Raw genomic sequence first — 16,392 nt, forward strand, 5'->3', positions numbered from 1 at the left:
CTTCAACCTTGTCAGGGTCTCACGAACGCGATGGCATGCGCGTGAGACGTCGCACGCTTGCGGGATCGACGCGTACGGGCGCAGCCGCGGTGGGCACAGAACCGGACATCGTCAGCGACATAAGGCGCTGTTAGGCTGCGGCAAACTGCACCGCCCCTGCCGATCAGGAGGGCATCGCCGCAGGCAGGATAAACTCGTTTAGCAAAATGGTTTCCGGAAGGTCCATTCGGTTCGGCAGCCATGCATGGACCAGCGCGACCATGTCCAGATCCGGAACGATCATCAAACGCTGACCGCCCCACCCCATCGCACCGGCCCATTCGACGACTCGTCCACGGCAGAACGAGCGCCCGAGCCACCAATGATAACCGTAGAGGAACAGTCCCGGTCCGTTGTTGTGAGGCTTGATGGAGTCGGCGATCCAGGCCGAAGGGACGATCTGCCGGTCATTCCAAACACCGCGGTTCAGCACCAATTGACCAAGCTTCGCCCAGTCGCGCGGGCGCGCCCGCATCGCACCGCTCGCCTGCGGCTCGCCATCCGGCCATCGGCGATTCCATTCGACATCCTCGATGCCCAGCGGCGCGAACAACTCGTCCTTGGCCAGCACCTCAAGCGACTTGCCACTCGTCTTGTGCAAGACAGCACCAATCAATTCGGTCGCGCCGCTGTTGTAGTTGTAGGTACGCCCCGGCGGCGCAGTGATCGGCTGTTCCAGCACGTAGCGATAGGCATCCTTCGCGCCACGCATCTTGGGAAAGCTGTCGAACGGCTGCTTGAACTCGGACCAGTCAAGGCCGTCCGACATCGTCAGCAGATGATACAGTGTGATCGCGCTCTTCTCCGGCGTGCGCAGATCGGCATATTCGGGAAAGAAGTCCAGAACCGGCATATCCAGAGTTGTGATCCATCCACGCTGCAGGGCGATGCCGACCAAAAGCGAGGTCACGCTTTTGGTCATCGAGTTGCCATTGTGCCTCGTCGCCGCGTCGAACACTGTGTGCTTGGCCGGCTCAAGGCCATACTGATCCCGCCCGGCAGCGTACTGCTCGTACACGAGCACACCGTCGCGCGCGACGATGATGGCATGGACGTTGTCGAGCCGGCCGTCGGCCACGCGCCGACGCATATCATGCAGCGGCATCGGGTCGAACCCATGTCGTGCAGGATTTCCGACACGCCAACCGTCATGAAGATCTGCAGGGCTGTCCGACACGCTCTCCGAGGTCATCGCGGCCCCTCTTGCTGAACCGCACCCGGCCAGCAGCAATGCTCCACTACCGAGAATGACGGCGCGTCGACCCACGCTGCTTATCACGTTGCACCCCCAAATGAGAACGAAAGGTTGTCTCTTCGGCGCTAAACAATCAAGGTCAACTACGCCAAACAAATTCTATCGCTTCGAGGCGTGAAGCCAAGGTCAGCTCAGGGTCATTCTCGTCCTTTCGATCGATGGAACTAGACCAAAGTACGTCTCCAATCCGCTGAAAGCCGACGTAGATCAGAGGATTGCCGGTTGAGAATGGCCAACCTCATTAACGAAGGAGGTCATCATGACAGATGTCCCAAGCATCACTGCGAACGTCTCCAAGCAGATGCCGTGGAATAAGGGAAAGATCGTCGGCGCTAAGCCGCCACTCCGGCCGAAGCACGTTTGGTCAATCCGCACGAAGCTTCAGGTCGAAGGCCAGAACCGTGACCTGGCGCGGTTCAACGTTGCGATCGATAGTAAACTTCGTGGCTGTGACGTCGTCGCGCTGAAAGTCGATGACGTGAGGACCTGCCCGCTGACCGCTGCCTGACCACTCGGCAGGACGCGCGGCTGTTATCTGATTGGCTTAGGGGTATAGGGCTCGATGCGCATCTGTTTGGAACGCATTCACTTCGCCGAACAAAGGCAACCCTGATCTACAGGCGCACAGGCAATCTGCGGGCGGTGCAGCTCCTCCTGGGGCACACCAAGATCGAGAGCACCGTTCGATATCTAGCAAAACGAGGTCGATGACGCGCGCGCAATAGCAGAACAACTTGATGTCTGAACTTCCCGGGCAGAGCGGACATGCTCTGCCCTCTATTTTTGGCGGCTGCGGGTCAAGCGGTCAAAAGAGCCGACTGCGGCGAGACCGGCTAAAACTTGGCCTTTGGATGCAGTTCGAGCGTCAGTCCTGCGCCGTCACCGTGCGCAGATAGGCGACCACGGCATCAAGATCATCAGGAGTTATCGTGGCGTAGTAGTGAAAACCCATCGGTGGCTTGAGACGACTGCCGTCGCGGCTGATCCCTTGAGTGATAGCGCGCTTGATCTCGGCGTCAGTCCATCCACCGATCCCGTTGGTTTTGCTCTGGGTGATGTTGCGGGAAACAGAGACACCCCAAGGGCCGCGGAATTCGGAGCCACCCGCCCCCAGTTTGGTGGTGAACTCGCGACCTCTTGGTCCCACCGGCGTATGGCACGCCATACAATGTGCAATGGTGGCAAGATAGAAACCCTTTTTCGCACTATCGGTCATCATCGATTCCGTGAATGGCTTTTCGCCGCCGGGCAGGACGTTTTCGACTTGCGGCATCTTGTAAATCGGATCAGGCACTTCGTTATGGATCGGTGCGATTGTACGCAAGTATGCGGCGACAGCGTCCAGATCGTGTTCAGTCATGATGTGGTAAAAGCCGGTCGGCATGACCATGGCGATGTGCACACCCTTCGGCGTTTCCCCGGTGCGCATCAGTTTCTTGATGTCGGCGTCGGTCCAGTTTCCGATTCCGGTCTCCTTGTCTTGGGTGATGTTAGCGGCAGATACCTTGAACGGCGGTTCGTCCCAGGACCCGCCACCGGAGAACGACTTTTCTACGACGTCACCGTTCGGGCCCTTCGGCGTGTGGCAATTGCCACAAGCTAGAATACCGTTGACCAAATAATCGCCGCGCTTGACCAGATCGGAATCGGCACGGGCGACACTGACGGTGATGGCAACAGCGGCGACAGACGTCATAAAGAGTCTAAACATGCTGGTTTCCCCTAATGTTTTGGTCAAATAGATCTATTCTATTATGCGCGCGGAACATCGCGCTCGTAATGAGCCGACCGCTTCAATCGGCTTCGATCAAATGAAATTTCAACTACAGGCGTCAGCTATTCCGACAAATCATATCGGGCCATAGGTAATTTGCTGCCTCTAATCAAATACAGATCGCCAAGGCACCCACCACGTTAATAGCGGCCTGCCAAGCTGGCAACGTCTCCTTTGGGTCATTTCCGACGGTTTCAGCGCAACCAACTCGCCGATTATGAATGGATTGCCATCAAGCCCATGCTGCCGAACAAGCCGCGTGGCGTTCCTCGGGCTAGCGACCGTCGTGTCCTCAATGGCATCACGCGATCGCAACCTGGTCGAACGGTTCGTCAACGTTGTCAGGGTCTCACGAACGCGATGGCATGCGCGTGAGACGTCGCACGCTTGCGGGATCGACGCGTGCGGGCGCAGCCGCGGTTTCCGGCTTTGCCGGCGCTGTAGCATCAGGCTGATTTGCAAACGCTTCGCGCATCCAGCGCGGCCAGCTCTCCCAGTCGAATCCGGATTTCGCCAGCGAACCTGCGTTGCTCGTTGCGGACGACAATAGCGATCCTTTGAACATGGCAACTGCTCCGACATGAAAAAACCCGCGGCGGATTTCTCCGCGCGGGTGTTTCAAATTTTTCGATGATGCCACTTTGCCAGTGTTTTGCCCGACGTGTCAAATCCAGATGACGCTACGCGGCGCGCAGTCGCGATATCGGTGGGCTGTTCGCGTTCGACCAGGTCCGAGAAGCGTCTCCCTGCCACCAACTGAATATGGCGAATGGTTTCAGTGCCCTCGCTACTGTGCATGGGGTTGTTTTCGACATAGACTCCCCTGCCCGCAACCGAAGCCTATACCCAATGGCCGCTCCCTTCGTCCCCCAGATCGCCCTCTACCGCAGCTGGCTCGCCGCGCAGCGCGGCCTCACCTTCGCGAATTACGAGGAGATGCGGCAATGGTCGGTGCGCGATCTCGATGCATTCTGGCGCAGCATCTGGGACTATTACGATCTGCAATCGCCGACGCCGTTTGCGGCCGTCATCACCGAGCGCAAGATGCCGGGCGGGGTGTGGTTTCCCGGTGCGCAGGTCAACTATGCGCGGCAGGTGTTCCGGCATGTCGACGCGGCGCATGCCGCCGGCCTGCCCGCGATCGTCAGCGGGGGCGAGGACGGCAAGCTCCACGAGGCCAGCTGGCCGGAGCTCAAGCGCAAGGCGGCGGCGCTCGCGCTGCATCTGAAGGACACGGGGATCAAGCCCGGCGACCGCATCGCGGCCTATCTGCCCAACATCGCCGAGACCATCATTGCGTTTCTCGCCAGCGCCAGCATCGGCGCGGTCTGGAGCGTCTGCGCGCCCGACATGGCCGCGCCCGCTGTGATCGACCGCTTCAAGCAGATCGAGCCAAAGGTGCTGATCGCCTGCGACGCCGTCACCTATGCCGGACGCAGGCATGACCGCAGGGATGTCGTCGCCGAGCTGCGGCGATCGCTGCCGAGCGTCGAGCATGTGATTCTGCACAGCGACGCCACGGCTCCTGCCGCACCGGACGCCCTGCTCTCCGACATCACCGCAAGGACGGGCGCCGCGATCGACGCGTTCGAGCCGATGTGGCTGCCGTTCGATCATCCGCTCTGGATCGTCTATTCCAGCGGCACCACCGGCCTGCCCAAGCCGATCGTGCACGGCCATGGCGGCATCGTCATCGTCGTGCTGGCGCTGCTCGGCCTGCACAACGACATCGGCTGCTCCTATCACCAGAACTCGTTCGGCGAGCGCTATCACTGGTACTCTTCGACCGGCTGGATCATGTGGAACAGCCAGGTCGGCGGCCTGCTCAGCGGCACCACCTGCTGCATTTTCGACGGAAGCCCCGGCGGCACCAAGGACAAGCCGGACTGGACCACGTCGTGGCGCTTCGTGGCGCAATCGAAAGCGACCTTCTTCGGCGCGGGTGCCGCGTTCTTTGCAAACTGTGCCAAGGCCGAGATCGATCTCGCTGCAGCCGGCGATCTGTCGCGGCTGCGCTGTCTCGGCTCGACCGGCTCGCCGCTCAGCGCCGACACGCAAGCCTGGTTCAACGATCGCTTCGCGGCGCTGTCGACAACGAACGGCAGCCAGGCGCAAGCCGACATCTGGTGGGCGAACATTTCGGGCGGCACCGATTTCGCCGGCGCCTTCATCGGCGGCAACCGCGAATTGCCGCAGACGCCGGGCGCGATGCAGTGCCGCCTGCTGGGAGCAGCGGTGGAAGCCTTCAGCGAACAGGGCCGCGCCGTGATCGACGAGGTCGGCGAGCTCGTCTGCACCGAACCGATGCCGTCGATGCCGCTCTATTTCTGGAACGACAAGGGCAACGCGCGTTATCTCGCGAGCTATTTCGAGACCTACCCGGACAATTTCGACGGCAGCGGCCGCGGGCCGGTGTGGCGGCACGGCGACTGGCTCAAGGTCAATCCGGACGGCTCGTGCGTGATCTACGGCCGCAGCGATGCGACGATCAACCGGCATGGCCTGCGCATGGGCACGAGCGAGCTCTATTCCGCGATCGAGGCGCTGCCGGAGGTGCTCGATAGCCTCGTCGTCGACCTCGAATATCTCGGCCGCGACAGCTACATGCCGCTGTTTGTGGTGCTGCGCGAGGGCACAGCCTTCGACGGCGCGATGCAGGCGAAGATCAACAAGGCGATCGAGGCCGGCCTGTCACGCCGCTTCCTGCCGAATGAGATTTTTGCGGTCGCCGAGATCCCGCGCACGCTGTCGGGCAAGAAGCAGGAGCTGCCGATCAAGAAGCTCTTGCTCGGCCAGCCCGTCGAGAAAGTCATCAATAAGGAAGCAATGGCCAATCCGGCCTGCCTCGACTGGTATCTCGCTTTCGTCCGCGACTATCTGGCGCGAACCGCTGCGTAAACCTCGGCCGCCGTCGAAATTGAAGGGATCAAGGACGTGACAGATCGACCCAATTGCACCGTCGGCATTTGCACTCCGTTCACCCATCGTCGCTAGACGGGTCAGGATCCCCTGCAAACGAACCGCAAGCCATGGCCGACCTCAACGCCGTCCTCTCCAGGCTCAACGACCGCCTGCTCCGCCTCGAAGGCGAGCTGTTCGTGCTGCGCTCGCTGGCGCGTGCGACGCTGACGGCGGGCGACGACCACGCAGTGCGCATGCGCAAGCTGGTCGAAGCCGCCAAGGTCGCACTCGATGACGAGGCGAAACGCGAGCTCGACAAGCCGACGCGCAAATATGTCGATGCGGCAACGGCGCTGGTGGAGGAATTGCTGGTCGAACCGACCCCGGCGCGGCCGCTGTTCACCGTGATCGATGGCGGCCGGCGCGACTGAGCACCGTTAGCGGAACCGTGTCGCACCAAGCTCGGGCGCATCCGCTGCCAGCCTGGCCAGTCCGGCCTCGATGATCGCGATCTCCTCGTCGATCTTGCCGATCGGCAGGCTGAAATCGAAGCGGCCTGACCTGCTCTTCAGATCGACCGCGAGCCGCTGCCTGTGCATCATCAGCTCGTCGAGGCCGCGGCGGTTCTTCAGCCGCACATAGGCGTCCACGATCTGCTCAATGGCGTTCGGCATGACATCGGTCCCGGCAAAAATGCCCGCGGCGCGCGCACCCACGCCGGCGGGACATTCTTGGTGTCGCGGTACGCAATACAAATCCGCGACGGATTCGTCGATACGACAGCGAAGTTGAGAACGCGTTACCGTTTGATGATTTCGTGATGGCGTGACCGTGCGGCAACGTTTAGTCCGTGACGCAGAAATATTTGCGCGGCCATTTGCGATAGGCGCTGTAACGGTAGTACGGCCTGTAGGCATAGCCGCGATAGAGCGCCGGCGGCTCCTCGCCGTAATAGGCGCCGTGGTAGAAATTGTAGATCGTACCTTCAGCGCAGCGATAGGCATCCCAGGTCGGGCCGATGAAGGGCGCCACCCCGTTTTCGGTCGGGACTGCCGGATAAGGTCCGCCGGCTTGGGCCGGAGCGGCCGCAATCAGGACCGCAAGAAGGACAAACCACGCGCATCGCATGTGCTCGCTCCGGGCAGATCGCAATGCGCCCATGGAAGCACCGGAACGGCCGACGGCGCAATGCCGAGTTCATCGTCCCCGCGGCCTTCGCATTGTTGATAACCGGCGCAAACGCCGCGCGGGTAGTGACAGGGCGGCCTGACGTGTTATCGGGGATGACGCACCTGCGAAACGGATCACACACCCATGCGCATTACCCTCGTCGGCTCCCGCCATTTCGGCGTGACCACCCTGAACATGCTCCGCGAACACGGCGTCGGGGTCGTGCGGGTCGTGGTGGCCGACGCGGATGACCGCCTCGCCGCGACCGCCAAGGCCGCCGGCATCGAGGTCGCGGTGCAGGCCAATCCCAAGCTGGTGGTGGCCTCCGAGATCGCCCCCGACACTGACCTGATCATCACGGCCCACAGCCACGCCCGGATCGGCAAGGACGCGCTGGCTGCCGCGAAGTTCGGCGGGATCGGCTATCACCCGTCGCTGCTGCCGCGTCATCGCGGCAAGGCCGCGGTGGAATGGACCATCAAGGAAGGCGATCCGATCGCCGGCGGCACGATCTATCACCTCGCCGACCGGATGGACGCCGGCGCCATCGCCGCCCAGGACTGGTGTTTCGTCAAGAAGGGCGAGACCGCCCGCGAACTCTGGGAGCGTGCGCTGGCCCCGCTCGGCCTCAAGCTCCTGGCCGACGTGATCGATTACGCCAAGGTCCACAAGGCGCTGCCGGCCAAGATTCAGGACGAGCAGTTCGCGACCTCGGCGCCAAGTCTTTCGTGAGTCGCCCCTGACGTTAACGATTAACGTGAAGCCGCATTGATTCTGCTTCAAAAATTGGGGCTGGAAACACAAATAAACTATTGTTTCCACAGGAACAATTTTCGACTTTGCGTCGCACCAAATTTCCGTCACATTTCGCCCGAATAAGCGTCAGCATATCAGACAAATTCAAGGACGGAATTCATGCGTTTTGGTCGCATCGCGGCGTTCTGTGCCGCTTCAGTTATTACCGCCACCCTCGCCGCCCCCGCGGTCGCCCAGACCCCGTTTGACGGCAATTGGCAGGTCACAATCGTGACGAAGACCGGCTCCTGCGAGCCGACCGCAAGCTCGATGCTGACGGTTGCCGACGGCAAGATCACCGCCCCCGGCGCTAACGTTTCCGGCACCATCGGCCGTGAGGGTCTTGTTAAAGTTTCGATCAATGGTGCATATGCCAACGGTCAACTCAGCGGCAACGCCGGATCGGGGAAGTGGAATGGAGCATCTGCAGGCATACCGTGCAGCGGGCGGTGGGAAGCATCGCGCCAATAAACTATTCGGGACTAACCTCCTCAGCCGGCGGCTGCTCACGACGGCCGCCGTTTTGTTTGTGGCGTCTATCGCCAATTCTGAAAGCAAGGCCCAGGTCGGTCCGTTCGCCCCGATGGCGGGAACCTGGAGCGGCAGCGGCACCGCCATCCTCGATGACGGCTCGACCGAGCGGATCCGCTGCCGGGCCAAATACGCGCCGATCGGTCCCACCATGGAGATGTCGCTGACCTGCGCGAGCGATGCCTACAAGTTCAACCTCGCGGCCAACGTCAAGGCCGAGGGCAGCGCCATCACCGGCAGCTGGAGCGAGGCCAGCCGCAATATCAGCGGCTCCTTGCTGGGCCGTGGCGGCGGCGGGAACTTCGAGGTGGTCGCCTCGGCCGCCGGCTTCAACGCCAACATCGCGCTGAGGACGAGTGGCAGCAAGCAGACCGTGACGATCCGCGCGGACAGCCAATTCCGCGGCGCCAACATCTCGATGTCGCGCTAAGGCGAGCCTCGCTTGGGGACGATCGATCCGGCGACATCGCCGGATCGATTTTTTTATGCGTTCGGCACAAACGCCGTGACCTCGATCTCGACCTTGGCGCGATCGTCCACGAGGCCTCCGATATAGAGCAGCGTCGAAGGCGGGAAATTGCGCCCGAGCGTTTCCTTCCAGGCGGCGCCGATGCCGGCGCCTGCGGCCTCATATTCGCTGCGGCTGGTCAGATACCAGGTCAGACGCACGATGTGCTCGGGGCCGGCTCCGGCCTCCGCGAGAAGCTTGACGATCCGCTTCAGCGCGGTCGCGACCTGGGCGGCCATATCAGGCTCGTAATTGCCGGCCTCGTCGCCGCCGGTCTGCCCGGCCAGCACGACCCATTGGCCCGGCCCCTCCGCCACCACGCCATGTGAGAAGCCGCGCGGCTTTTTCCATTCGGCTGGCTGCAAGATACGCATGAGCGGAGATCTCCCGATTTTCTTGTTGATCGTTGATGCCTTAGCACGCTGTCCTGCAACGCTGCACCCGCAGATCTGGCCGTTGCAAACCGTGGTGATGTCGCCGATACCGACCCTCCCCTCAGGATCAACTCTCCCGCACCCTGCCCGATGAGCACGACACCGTCCAAAACGATGGCTGCATTCTGGATGGCCGGCTGGCTGTCGCTGACGCTGGTCATGGCGGTCGCGGGGCGCGAGGCCGTGCGCGAGATGAACGTCTTCCAGGTGATGCTGGTACGATCGCTGCTCGGCCTCTGCATGCTCTATCCGATGATCCGGCGCGCCGGCGGCTACGGAACGCTCAGGACCACGCGCCTGCCCCAGCACGTCGCACGCAACCTGATCCACTACGTCTCGCAACTCGGCTGGTTTTTTGCGCTGACGTTGATTCCGATCGGCCAGGTGGTGGCGATCGAGTTCACGATGCCGATCTGGACCGCAATCCTCGCCGCCAGCTTCCTGTCCGAGCGCATGACTTCGTGGAAGATCGCCGCGATCGTGCTCGGCCTCGTCGGCGTGATCGTCATCGTGCGGCCGGCGGCCGGCGAGATCAATCAGGGCCAATTGATCGCACTCGGCGCCGCCATCGGCTTCGGCGTATCCATGGCATTGGTCAAGTCACTCACCCGTACCGAAAGCGCGCTGGCCATCCTGTTCTGGATGCTGGTCGTGCAGTCGGTCGCGGGCTTCCTGCCGGCGCTCTACGTCTGGGCGTGGCCGCCCACCTATGTCTGGGGTTGGGTGGCCGTCATCTCGGTCTGCGGCACTTTCGCGCATTACTGCCTCGCCAGCGCGATGCGCTACGCGGACGCGACCGTGGTGGTTCCCATGGACTTCTTGCGGGTCCCACTTACCGCCACGGCCGGCTGGCTGCTGTATTCCGAACGGCTCGACGCCTGGACCGTGCTCGGCGCGGCCCTGATCCTGTTCGGCAATCTGCTGAATTTGAAGCCGGCCGTTCCTGCCCGCGCGCAGTGAACCGCTGCACAGCCTGAGGCGACAAATCAAGGTGGTCGAGCGTGATTTGGATCACGTTGGAGGGGCACCTCCATCGTGCACACTCGGTCACAGGTCGACGGGTTGGGTGAACGGTCGTTTTGCTGGCGCGAAGCCGGGCGCTTTCGTATAGATTCGACCCCAATTTGTTGCTGACTGTCATTCGATTCTGTTGGGGATTTCAGATGCGCACTCTCACCATCATCGTTTCGCTGATGTGCATGGCGCTGTCGGTCAGCGCCGCCAAGGCCGACCGCCGCGTTGCTTTCGTCGTCGGCAACGGCGCCTACAAGAACGTCGCGCAATTGCCGAACCCGCCGATCGACGCCAAGGCGATGGCATCGACGCTGCGCAATGTCGGTTTCGAAGTGATCGAAGGATCCAACCTCACCCGCGACCAGATGACGGAGAAGCTGCTCGACTTCGGCCGCAAGGCGCAGGGCTCCGATGTCGCGGTGTTCTATTATGCCGGTCACGGCATCGCCGTCGGTGGCAGCAACTATCTCCTGCCGGTCGATGCCGACATCAAGTCGGAGATGGACGTCAAGTTGGGGGCCGCTATCAACATCGATCTGACGCTCGACCAGACCATGGGCGATGCCAAGGTCAAGCTGGTGTTCCTCGACGCCTGCCGCGACAATCCCTTCGCCGCCAAGATCAAATCGAACTCGGCGACCCGCAGCGTCAACGTGCAGAGCGGCCTCGCTGAAATGAAGTCCGGCGAAGGCACGCTGATCGCGTTCGCCACCGGCCCGGGCCAGACGGCACTCGATGGCCAGGAGGGCAACAACAGCCCGTTCACCCGTGCGCTGATCGACAACATCACCAAGCCCGGCGTCGAGATCCAGCAGGCGATGACCTCGGTGCGCGCCCAGGTCAATGAAGAGACCCACAAGGGCCAGCTGCCGTGGGGCCACACCAATTTGATCGGCGCCGTCTATCTCAACCCGGCGCAGCAGACCCAGCAGGTCGCCAACGCCGCACCGGCCGCCGCCTCGAGCAGCACGCCGGCGGCTGCGGCCAGCAGCAGCTCCGACGGTGTCGAGCTCGAGTACTGGCGCTCGGTGAAGGAAACCAACAAGCCGGAAGAGCTCAACGCCTACCTCTCCGCCTATCCGAACGGCCAGTTCAAGGCGCTGGCGCTGGCACGGCTCGCGGCGATCCAGAACGGTCCGTCGACCACGACCCGCAACCTCAATGCCGGCGTCGATCCGGCGACCTTCACAGATGATGCCAGCCAGCTCACCGAGGACCAGATCGGCCTCGACAAGGGTCAGCGCCGCGACGTGCAGCGCCGCCTCAACGGCCTCGGCTTCGACACCAAGGTGACCGGCGCGTTCAACGACGAGACCCGGACCGTGCTCAAGCGCTGGCAGGCCGCCCGCGGCTATCCGTCGACGGGCTTCCTCAACAAGCTCCAGCACAAGGCCCTGCTGTCCGAGATCGTCGCGTCGACGCCGACCGCAAGCGATGACAGCTCGAAGCCGGCCCGACGTGCCCCCGCCCAGGCCCAGAGCGCACCTGCGCCCCGTCACAGCGGCGGCGGCGACGCCGGCGCGGCCTTCATGGGCGGCGTCGTCGGCGGCATGATGGGCGGCATGTTCCGCCGCTGAGGTCTGATCGCAAACACAAAGACCCGGCTCGCCGCCGGGCTTTTTTCGTCGGACGTCCTCGCTGGGAGGAAGCTACTTCCCCGCGGCCTTGCGCAGGGCTTCGTTCATACGATCCTGCCAGCCGGGGCCGCCCTCCTGGAAAAACTCCAGCACATCCTGATCAATGCGCAGCGTGACCTGCTCCTTGATCCCCGGCGCCACGTTCGGCTTCGGCGGCGCCGCGGCCACCTTGGCCGTCACCTTCTTGAACGCTGCCTCGGCCTCCGACCGCGCGTCGCCCAATGTCCGCGGCCGCCTCGGTGGTTGATCCGCCATCTCTCAGATTCCTTCAAACAGAACAGTCGAAAGATACCGCTCGGAGAAGGACGGCACTATAGCCAGAATGGTTTTTCCCTCAGCTTCCGGCCGCTTGCCGATCTGGAGCGCTGCGGCGATCGCGGCGCCGGAGGAGATGCCGCCCGGAATGCCCTCATGCCGCGCTAGCGCCCGCGAGATCTCGATCGCCGTGGTCGAGTCGATCTTCACGATCTCGTCGATCACGGAGCGGTCGAGAATGTCGGGCACGAAGCCCGCGCCGATGCCCTGGATCTTGTGCGGCGTATGCTGGCCGCCCGACAGCACCGGGCTCTCCTCGGGCTCGACCGCGACGACCCGCAAAGAGGGCTTGCGCGGCTTCAGGACCTGACCGACACCGGTGATGGTGCCGCCGGTGCCGACGCCGGCGACGAAGAAGTCGATGTTGCCGGCGGTGTCGTTCCATATCTCCTCCGCGGTGGTGCGGCGATGCACCTCGGGATTGGCGAGGTTCTTGAACTGCTGCGGCATCACCGAGTTCGGGGTCGTCTTCAGAAGTTCTTCGGCCGCCGCGATCGCGCCTTTCATGCCTTGCGCGGCCGGCGTCAGCACCAGCTCGGCACCGAGGAAGGCGAGCATCTTGCGCCGCTCGATCGACATGGATTCCGGCATCACCAGCTTCAACCGGTAACCGCGTGATGCAGCGACAAAGGCGAGCGCGATGCCGGTATTGCCGGAGGTCGGCTCGATCAGCACTGTGTCGGACTTGATGATGCCCGCCTTTTCCATGGCGATGATCATGGCCGCGCCGATGCGGTCCTTCACGCTCGCGGCCGGACTGAAATATTCAAGCTTTGCCAAAATGGTCGCGCTGACGCCGTGCATGCCGGGCAGCCGGCACAGACGCACGATCGGCGTGTCGCCGAAAGCCTCGACGATCGAAGGGTAGATCCGGCCGCGGCCGGGCTGGTGCGCTGCACCCGTATTGGACGATGCGTCCATGATGGACTCCCTGTGGCAACGAATTGCGCTTCTGTCGCGGCTTTTGCACAGTTAGAGACAGCCTGCGGCGACACGCAAGCGACAATGCTGCACACGTTAAATACGCTGCATCGCAAAATCGCGTGAGGTCTAGTTATCAGAAAATCAACGCATTTGTGTTGCGACCTCGTCAACTGATTCTGCTTATGTTAGACTTAGGTCTCGAAGCAGAGAGGTCACCACGATGTCAGCAGTCGCTGAAGTGTTGTCGACCGTCACGCTGAAGGGCGATCCGCGTTGCAGCGAGTTGCCCACCTGTCCCGTCTGCGCCGACTCCATGGTCGCCGCCGAAGCTTCCGCCTATATCTCGGACCACGTGATCAGCTATCTCTGGACCTGCGACACCTGCGGTTACGGCTTCGTCACCAAGCATGCTGTCAAACAGCGGCTCGTGTGCAATTGATCTAGCGCGGGGCGATGTCGCCCCTCGCCCAGTCCTCGCGCGTACGCTGATAGAACTCGTCGAATGTTCCGTGTGCGATCGCGCCCCTGATGCCCTGCATCAGGAACTGGTAGTAAGCGATATTGATTTCGGACAGCAGCATCGCCCCAAGCGTCTCGCCGGCCTTGACGAGATGGTGCAGGTAGGCGCGCGCGCAATTGCGCGCCGACGGCCATGAGATCTCTTCGTCGAGCGGACGCGGATCGTCGGCGTGGCGCGCGTTGCGCAGATTGACCTGGCCGAAGCGCGTGAAGGCCACGCCGTGGCGGCCATTGCGCGTCGGCATCACGCAATCGAACATGTCGATGCCACGCTTGACCGCCTCGAGAATGTCGTCCGGCGTGCCGACGCCCATGAGATAACGCGGCCGGTCCAACGGTAGCGCCGGCGCGGTCTCGTCGATCATCGCCAGCATCACCGCCTGCGGCTCGCCGACCGCAAGCCCGCCGATCGCATAGCCGTGGAAGCCGATCTCGACGAGGCCCTGCGCGCTGGCATGGCGCAGCTGAGGGATGTCGCCGCCCTGGACGATGCCGAACAGCATGTAGCCGTCGGGCGCGCTCTCGAAGGCCCGCTTGCTTCGCTCGGCCCAGCGCAGCGACAGCAGCATCGCGCGGTCGATGTCGTCGCGCTCCGCCGGCAGCCGCACGCATTCGTCCATCTGCATCGCGATGTCGGAGCCGAGCAGGCGCTGCACCTCGATCGAGCGCTCCGGCGACAGCTCGATCTTGGCGCCGTCGATATGCGAGCGGAAGGTGACAGCGTGCTCGCTGATCTTGCGCAGGTCCGACAGCGACATCACCTGGAAGCCGCCGGAATCCGTCAGCATCGGCCCGTTCCAGCCGGTAAATCTCTGCAGGCCGCCGAGGGCGTTGATACGCTCCGCGCCCGGACGCAGCATCAGGTGATAGGTGTTGCCGAGCACGATGTCGGCGCCGGCATCGCGCACCTCGCGCCAATGCATGCCCTTCATGGCGCCGGCCGTGCCGACCGGCATGAAGGCCGGGGTCCGCACCACGCCATGGGGCGTGGTCAGGCGGCCGGCGCGCGCCGAGCCATCGGTGGCGAGCAGTTCGAAATGGTTGGGTAGACCAGCATCGGGGAGACTCATGGCGGTGCTTATTGCGTGTCGAGACATGCCGATCAACCCGCCCGGACCGCGATGCCCCAGACTGGAACACCGCTGACGCGGACGTGATACCGGTCACGCTTGATAAATAAAACGATACAGTATAGTTTCATAGCGGGGGCTGGACGAGACGGCGCGGCAAATCGCCAGCGGCCGTAGATGCGTGATCGCCAGCCACCGACCGATGCCCCTCCCCAATTGTTCGACTGAGATGTCCAGCCTCGCCGATGGCTGGACAAAGCGGACAGGCGCCCGCCTGATCAGGTCGCTAGCACTCGCGTGCAGCCTGGCACTCGCCGCCTGCACCTCGCTCCCCCGCACGCCGTATACGGCGGCCGATGCGAGTGCTTCGCGCGTGCTCGATATCGACGGCCTGCGGCGCTACGCCGACGAGCCCATCACGAAGTTCAGCTTCGAGCAGGACAGGGCAACCGGAAGCGGAACCTATCTTGCGCTATCAGGCGGCGGTGCCGATGGCGCCTATGGTGTCGGCGTGCTGAACGGCTGGACCGCGGCGCGTAACCGTCCGACATTCTCCGTCGTCTCGGGCGTGAGCACCGGCGGCCTGATCGCGCCCTTTGCATTCCTCGGATCGCAATATGACGACACGCTTCGAGAGCTCTACACCAGCGGCATCGCCGAAAGCCTGCTGAACGATCCCAGCATCATCCGCGTGCTGTTCGGCTCCGGCCTGTTCGGCAATACGCGGCTGCGCGAGCTGGTCGCGCGCTATGTCGGGCCGGAAATCATGGCACAGGTCGCCCGCGAGAACGCCAGGGGCCGGCGGCTGCTGGTGGTCACCACCGATCTCGACACCCAGCGCACCGCGATCTGGGACATGGGCAAGATCGCCGCGGTCGGCACGCCCGAGGCGTTGAAGCTGTTTCGCGACGTGATGGCGGCGTCCGCCAGCATCCCCCTGGTGTTTCCGCCGATCCTGATCGAGGCCGAAGGCCAGGGCCGCAAATTTCAGGAGATGCATGTCGATGGTGGCGTGACGGCGCCCGTGCTGACCTTGCCGGAGGCCCTGCTGTTCCAGGGGCGCCTGCCTGATAAGGCGAAGATGGACATCTACATCCTCGTCAACAAGAAGATCGAACGCAACTTCGAGCTCGTCGCCAACAGCACGATCGATGTCGCCTCACGCAGCCTGTCCTCGATCACGCAATCGCAGACGCGCTCGATCATCTTCTCGACCTATGACTTCGCCCAGCGCAACCACCTCGGCTTCCATCTCTCCTACATCGAGCGCGATTATCCGGCGCCCCCGTCCGAAGGCTTCGACACCGGCTATATGCGGGCGCTCTACCAATATGGATACGAGAAAGCGGCAGGCGGCCAGGCCTGGACCTCGCGGATGCCGTGACGTCCGCGTCGTGGAACGGCGTTCGCAGCGAGACCGTTGACGCTACGGCCAATTCCGCCAGATTCGCGATGACGGCCCGGTCGCTGCGCGTTATAGAACAATGACCACTGGCACGATCGCGC

General features: G+C 62.9%; 17 protein-coding genes and 1 pseudogene. 10 read left to right on the forward strand and 8 right to left on the reverse strand.

The window, feature by feature from the left end; all coding sequences use genetic code 11:
* Positions 1-163: 163 nt before the first annotated feature.
* On the reverse strand, positions 164-1,231 hold the full coding sequence (locus ABIC09_RS23975) for a serine hydrolase domain-containing protein (RefSeq protein ID WP_148749350.1): 1,068 nt from the start codon (positions 1,229-1,231) through the stop codon (positions 164-166).
* 322 nt (positions 1,232-1,553) lie between these two features.
* On the opposite strand from ABIC09_RS23975, the pseudogene ABIC09_RS23980 reads away from it, so the two are divergent.
* A pseudogene (locus tag ABIC09_RS23980) lies at positions 1,554-2,039 on the forward strand (tyrosine-type recombinase/integrase).
* 120 nt (positions 2,040-2,159) lie between these two features.
* Here ABIC09_RS23980 and ABIC09_RS23985 read toward each other — a convergent pair.
* Positions 2,160-3,005, reverse strand: a complete 846-nt coding sequence (locus ABIC09_RS23985; RefSeq protein WP_354110781.1) for a c-type cytochrome — start codon at positions 3,003-3,005, stop codon at positions 2,160-2,162.
* Between the two features lie 912 nt (positions 3,006-3,917).
* Here ABIC09_RS23985 and ABIC09_RS23990 point away from each other — a divergent pair.
* Together ABIC09_RS23990 and ABIC09_RS23995 are read left to right on the forward strand one after the other, a co-directional pair.
* A complete protein-coding gene (locus tag ABIC09_RS23990; protein ID WP_354110782.1) occupies positions 3,918-5,966 on the forward strand; it encodes an acetoacetate--CoA ligase in 2,049 nt (682 codons plus the stop codon).
* 131 nt (positions 5,967-6,097) lie between these two features.
* On the forward strand, positions 6,098-6,400 hold the full coding sequence (locus ABIC09_RS23995) for a hypothetical protein (RefSeq protein WP_148753833.1): 303 nt from the start codon (positions 6,098-6,100) through the stop codon (positions 6,398-6,400).
* A 6-nt stretch (positions 6,401-6,406) separates the two neighbouring features.
* Here the strand turns inward: ABIC09_RS23995 and ABIC09_RS24000 are convergent, their stop codons facing one another.
* Together ABIC09_RS24000 and ABIC09_RS24005 are read right to left on the reverse strand one after the other, a co-directional pair.
* Positions 6,407-6,643 carry a hypothetical protein gene (locus ABIC09_RS24000; RefSeq protein ID WP_354110783.1) on the reverse strand — a complete coding sequence of 79 codons (237 nt, stop codon included), beginning with the start codon at positions 6,641-6,643 and terminating at the stop codon, positions 6,407-6,409.
* 169 nt (positions 6,644-6,812) lie between these two features.
* Positions 6,813-7,097 carry a hypothetical protein gene (locus tag ABIC09_RS24005; protein WP_354110784.1) on the reverse strand — a complete coding sequence of 95 codons (285 nt, stop codon included), beginning with the start codon at positions 7,095-7,097 and terminating at the stop codon, positions 6,813-6,815.
* Between the two features lie 186 nt (positions 7,098-7,283).
* On the opposite strand from ABIC09_RS24005, the gene ABIC09_RS24010 reads away from it, so the two are divergent.
* The 3 genes from ABIC09_RS24010 to ABIC09_RS24020 all read left to right on the forward strand — a co-directional run bounded on the left by ABIC09_RS24010 (position 7,284) and on the right by ABIC09_RS24020 (position 8,895).
* Positions 7,284-7,871 (forward strand): formyltransferase family protein, encoded by a 588-nt coding sequence (locus tag ABIC09_RS24010; protein WP_148753830.1) that lies wholly within the window; start codon positions 7,284-7,286, stop codon positions 7,869-7,871.
* Between the two features lie 183 nt (positions 7,872-8,054).
* Complete coding sequence (locus ABIC09_RS24015; protein ID WP_354034373.1) at positions 8,055-8,405, forward strand: hypothetical protein; 351 nt, start codon at positions 8,055-8,057, stop codon at positions 8,403-8,405.
* Positions 8,350-8,895: a hypothetical protein gene (locus tag ABIC09_RS24020; protein WP_187435151.1), complete on the forward strand. Its 546-nt coding sequence runs from the start codon at positions 8,350-8,352 to the stop codon at positions 8,893-8,895. The genes ABIC09_RS24015 and ABIC09_RS24020 overlap by 56 nt, the downstream gene beginning before the upstream one ends.
* Before the next feature lie 53 nt (positions 8,896-8,948).
* Here ABIC09_RS24020 and ABIC09_RS24025 read toward each other — a convergent pair whose 3' ends face one another.
* Positions 8,949-9,347 carry a RidA family protein gene (locus ABIC09_RS24025; RefSeq protein ID WP_148753827.1) on the reverse strand — a complete coding sequence of 133 codons (399 nt, stop codon included), beginning with the start codon at positions 9,345-9,347 and terminating at the stop codon, positions 8,949-8,951.
* Positions 9,348-9,497: 150 nt separating this feature from the next.
* Between ABIC09_RS24025 and ABIC09_RS24030 the strand changes: the two genes are divergently transcribed.
* Positions 9,498-10,367, forward strand: coding sequence for a DMT family transporter (locus ABIC09_RS24030; RefSeq protein WP_354034371.1), 870 nt, complete (start codon positions 9,498-9,500; stop codon positions 10,365-10,367).
* A gap of 203 nt (positions 10,368-10,570) precedes the next feature.
* Positions 10,571-11,998 (forward strand): caspase family protein, encoded by a 1,428-nt coding sequence (locus ABIC09_RS24035; protein ID WP_148753825.1) that lies wholly within the window; start codon positions 10,571-10,573, stop codon positions 11,996-11,998.
* Positions 11,999-12,070: 72 nt separating this feature from the next.
* On the opposite strand, the gene ABIC09_RS24040 is transcribed toward ABIC09_RS24035, so the two are convergent.
* Positions 12,071-12,313, reverse strand: coding sequence for a BrnA antitoxin family protein (locus tag ABIC09_RS24040; protein WP_354110785.1), 243 nt, complete (start codon positions 12,311-12,313; stop codon positions 12,071-12,073).
* Positions 12,314-12,316: 3 nt separating this feature from the next.
* The gene (gene cysK / locus ABIC09_RS24045; protein ID WP_354110786.1) at positions 12,317-13,294 is read right to left on the reverse strand and encodes a cysteine synthase A; all 978 of its coding nucleotides are present in this window, start codon (positions 13,292-13,294) and stop codon (positions 12,317-12,319) included.
* 223 nt (positions 13,295-13,517) lie between these two features.
* Here cysK and ABIC09_RS24050 point away from each other — a divergent pair, with 223 nt between their 5' ends.
* Positions 13,518-13,736 carry a hypothetical protein gene (locus tag ABIC09_RS24050; RefSeq protein WP_148753822.1) on the forward strand — a complete coding sequence of 73 codons (219 nt, stop codon included), beginning with the start codon at positions 13,518-13,520 and terminating at the stop codon, positions 13,734-13,736.
* Position 13,737: 1 nt separating this feature from the next.
* Here ABIC09_RS24050 and tgt read toward each other — a convergent pair whose 3' ends face one another.
* Complete coding sequence (gene tgt / locus ABIC09_RS24055) at positions 13,738-14,886, reverse strand: tRNA guanosine(34) transglycosylase Tgt (RefSeq protein ID WP_354110787.1); 1,149 nt, start codon at positions 14,884-14,886, stop codon at positions 13,738-13,740.
* A gap of 229 nt (positions 14,887-15,115) precedes the next feature.
* On the opposite strand from tgt, the gene ABIC09_RS24060 reads away from it, so the two are divergent.
* A complete protein-coding gene (locus ABIC09_RS24060; protein WP_354110788.1) occupies positions 15,116-16,270 on the forward strand; it encodes a patatin-like phospholipase family protein in 1,155 nt (384 codons plus the stop codon).
* Positions 16,271-16,392: the final 122 nt, after the last annotated feature.

Origin of the sequence: Bradyrhizobium sp. S3.12.5 (assembly GCF_040548225.1) — a bacterium.
GTDB lineage: Bacteria > Pseudomonadota > Alphaproteobacteria > Rhizobiales > Xanthobacteraceae > Bradyrhizobium > Bradyrhizobium cytisi.

Excerpts from the sequence above, each read along its gene's own strand:
- ABIC09_RS23975 (WP_148749350.1), bottom strand. The coding sequence starts at position 1,231 with ATGACCTCGGAGAGCGTGTCGGACAGCCCTGCAGATCTTCATGACGGT.
- ABIC09_RS23985 (WP_354110781.1), bottom strand. The coding sequence starts at position 3,005 with ATGTTTAGACTCTTTATGACGTCTGTCGCCGCTGTTGCCATCACCGTC.
- ABIC09_RS23990 (WP_354110782.1), top strand. The coding sequence starts at position 3,918 with ATGGCCGCTCCCTTCGTCCCCCAGATCGCCCTCTACCGCAGCTGGCTC.
- ABIC09_RS23995 (WP_148753833.1), top strand. The coding sequence starts at position 6,098 with ATGGCCGACCTCAACGCCGTCCTCTCCAGGCTCAACGACCGCCTGCTC.
- ABIC09_RS24000 (WP_354110783.1), bottom strand. The coding sequence starts at position 6,643 with ATGCCGAACGCCATTGAGCAGATCGTGGACGCCTATGTGCGGCTGAAG.
- ABIC09_RS24005 (WP_354110784.1), bottom strand. The coding sequence starts at position 7,097 with ATGCGATGCGCGTGGTTTGTCCTTCTTGCGGTCCTGATTGCGGCCGCT.
- ABIC09_RS24010 (WP_148753830.1), top strand. The coding sequence starts at position 7,284 with ATGCGCATTACCCTCGTCGGCTCCCGCCATTTCGGCGTGACCACCCTG.
- ABIC09_RS24015 (WP_354034373.1), top strand. The coding sequence starts at position 8,055 with ATGCGTTTTGGTCGCATCGCGGCGTTCTGTGCCGCTTCAGTTATTACC.
- ABIC09_RS24020 (WP_187435151.1), top strand. The coding sequence starts at position 8,350 with ATGGAGCATCTGCAGGCATACCGTGCAGCGGGCGGTGGGAAGCATCGC.
- ABIC09_RS24025 (WP_148753827.1), bottom strand. The coding sequence starts at position 9,347 with ATGCGTATCTTGCAGCCAGCCGAATGGAAAAAGCCGCGCGGCTTCTCA.
- ABIC09_RS24030 (WP_354034371.1), top strand. The coding sequence starts at position 9,498 with ATGAGCACGACACCGTCCAAAACGATGGCTGCATTCTGGATGGCCGGC.
- ABIC09_RS24035 (WP_148753825.1), top strand. The coding sequence starts at position 10,571 with ATGCGCACTCTCACCATCATCGTTTCGCTGATGTGCATGGCGCTGTCG.
- ABIC09_RS24040 (WP_354110785.1), bottom strand. The coding sequence starts at position 12,313 with ATGGCGGATCAACCACCGAGGCGGCCGCGGACATTGGGCGACGCGCGG.
- cysK (WP_354110786.1), bottom strand. The coding sequence starts at position 13,294 with ATGGACGCATCGTCCAATACGGGTGCAGCGCACCAGCCCGGCCGCGGC.
- ABIC09_RS24050 (WP_148753822.1), top strand. The coding sequence starts at position 13,518 with ATGTCAGCAGTCGCTGAAGTGTTGTCGACCGTCACGCTGAAGGGCGAT.
- tgt (WP_354110787.1), bottom strand. The coding sequence starts at position 14,886 with ATGAGTCTCCCCGATGCTGGTCTACCCAACCATTTCGAACTGCTCGCC.
- ABIC09_RS24060 (WP_354110788.1), top strand. The coding sequence starts at position 15,116 with ATGTCCAGCCTCGCCGATGGCTGGACAAAGCGGACAGGCGCCCGCCTG.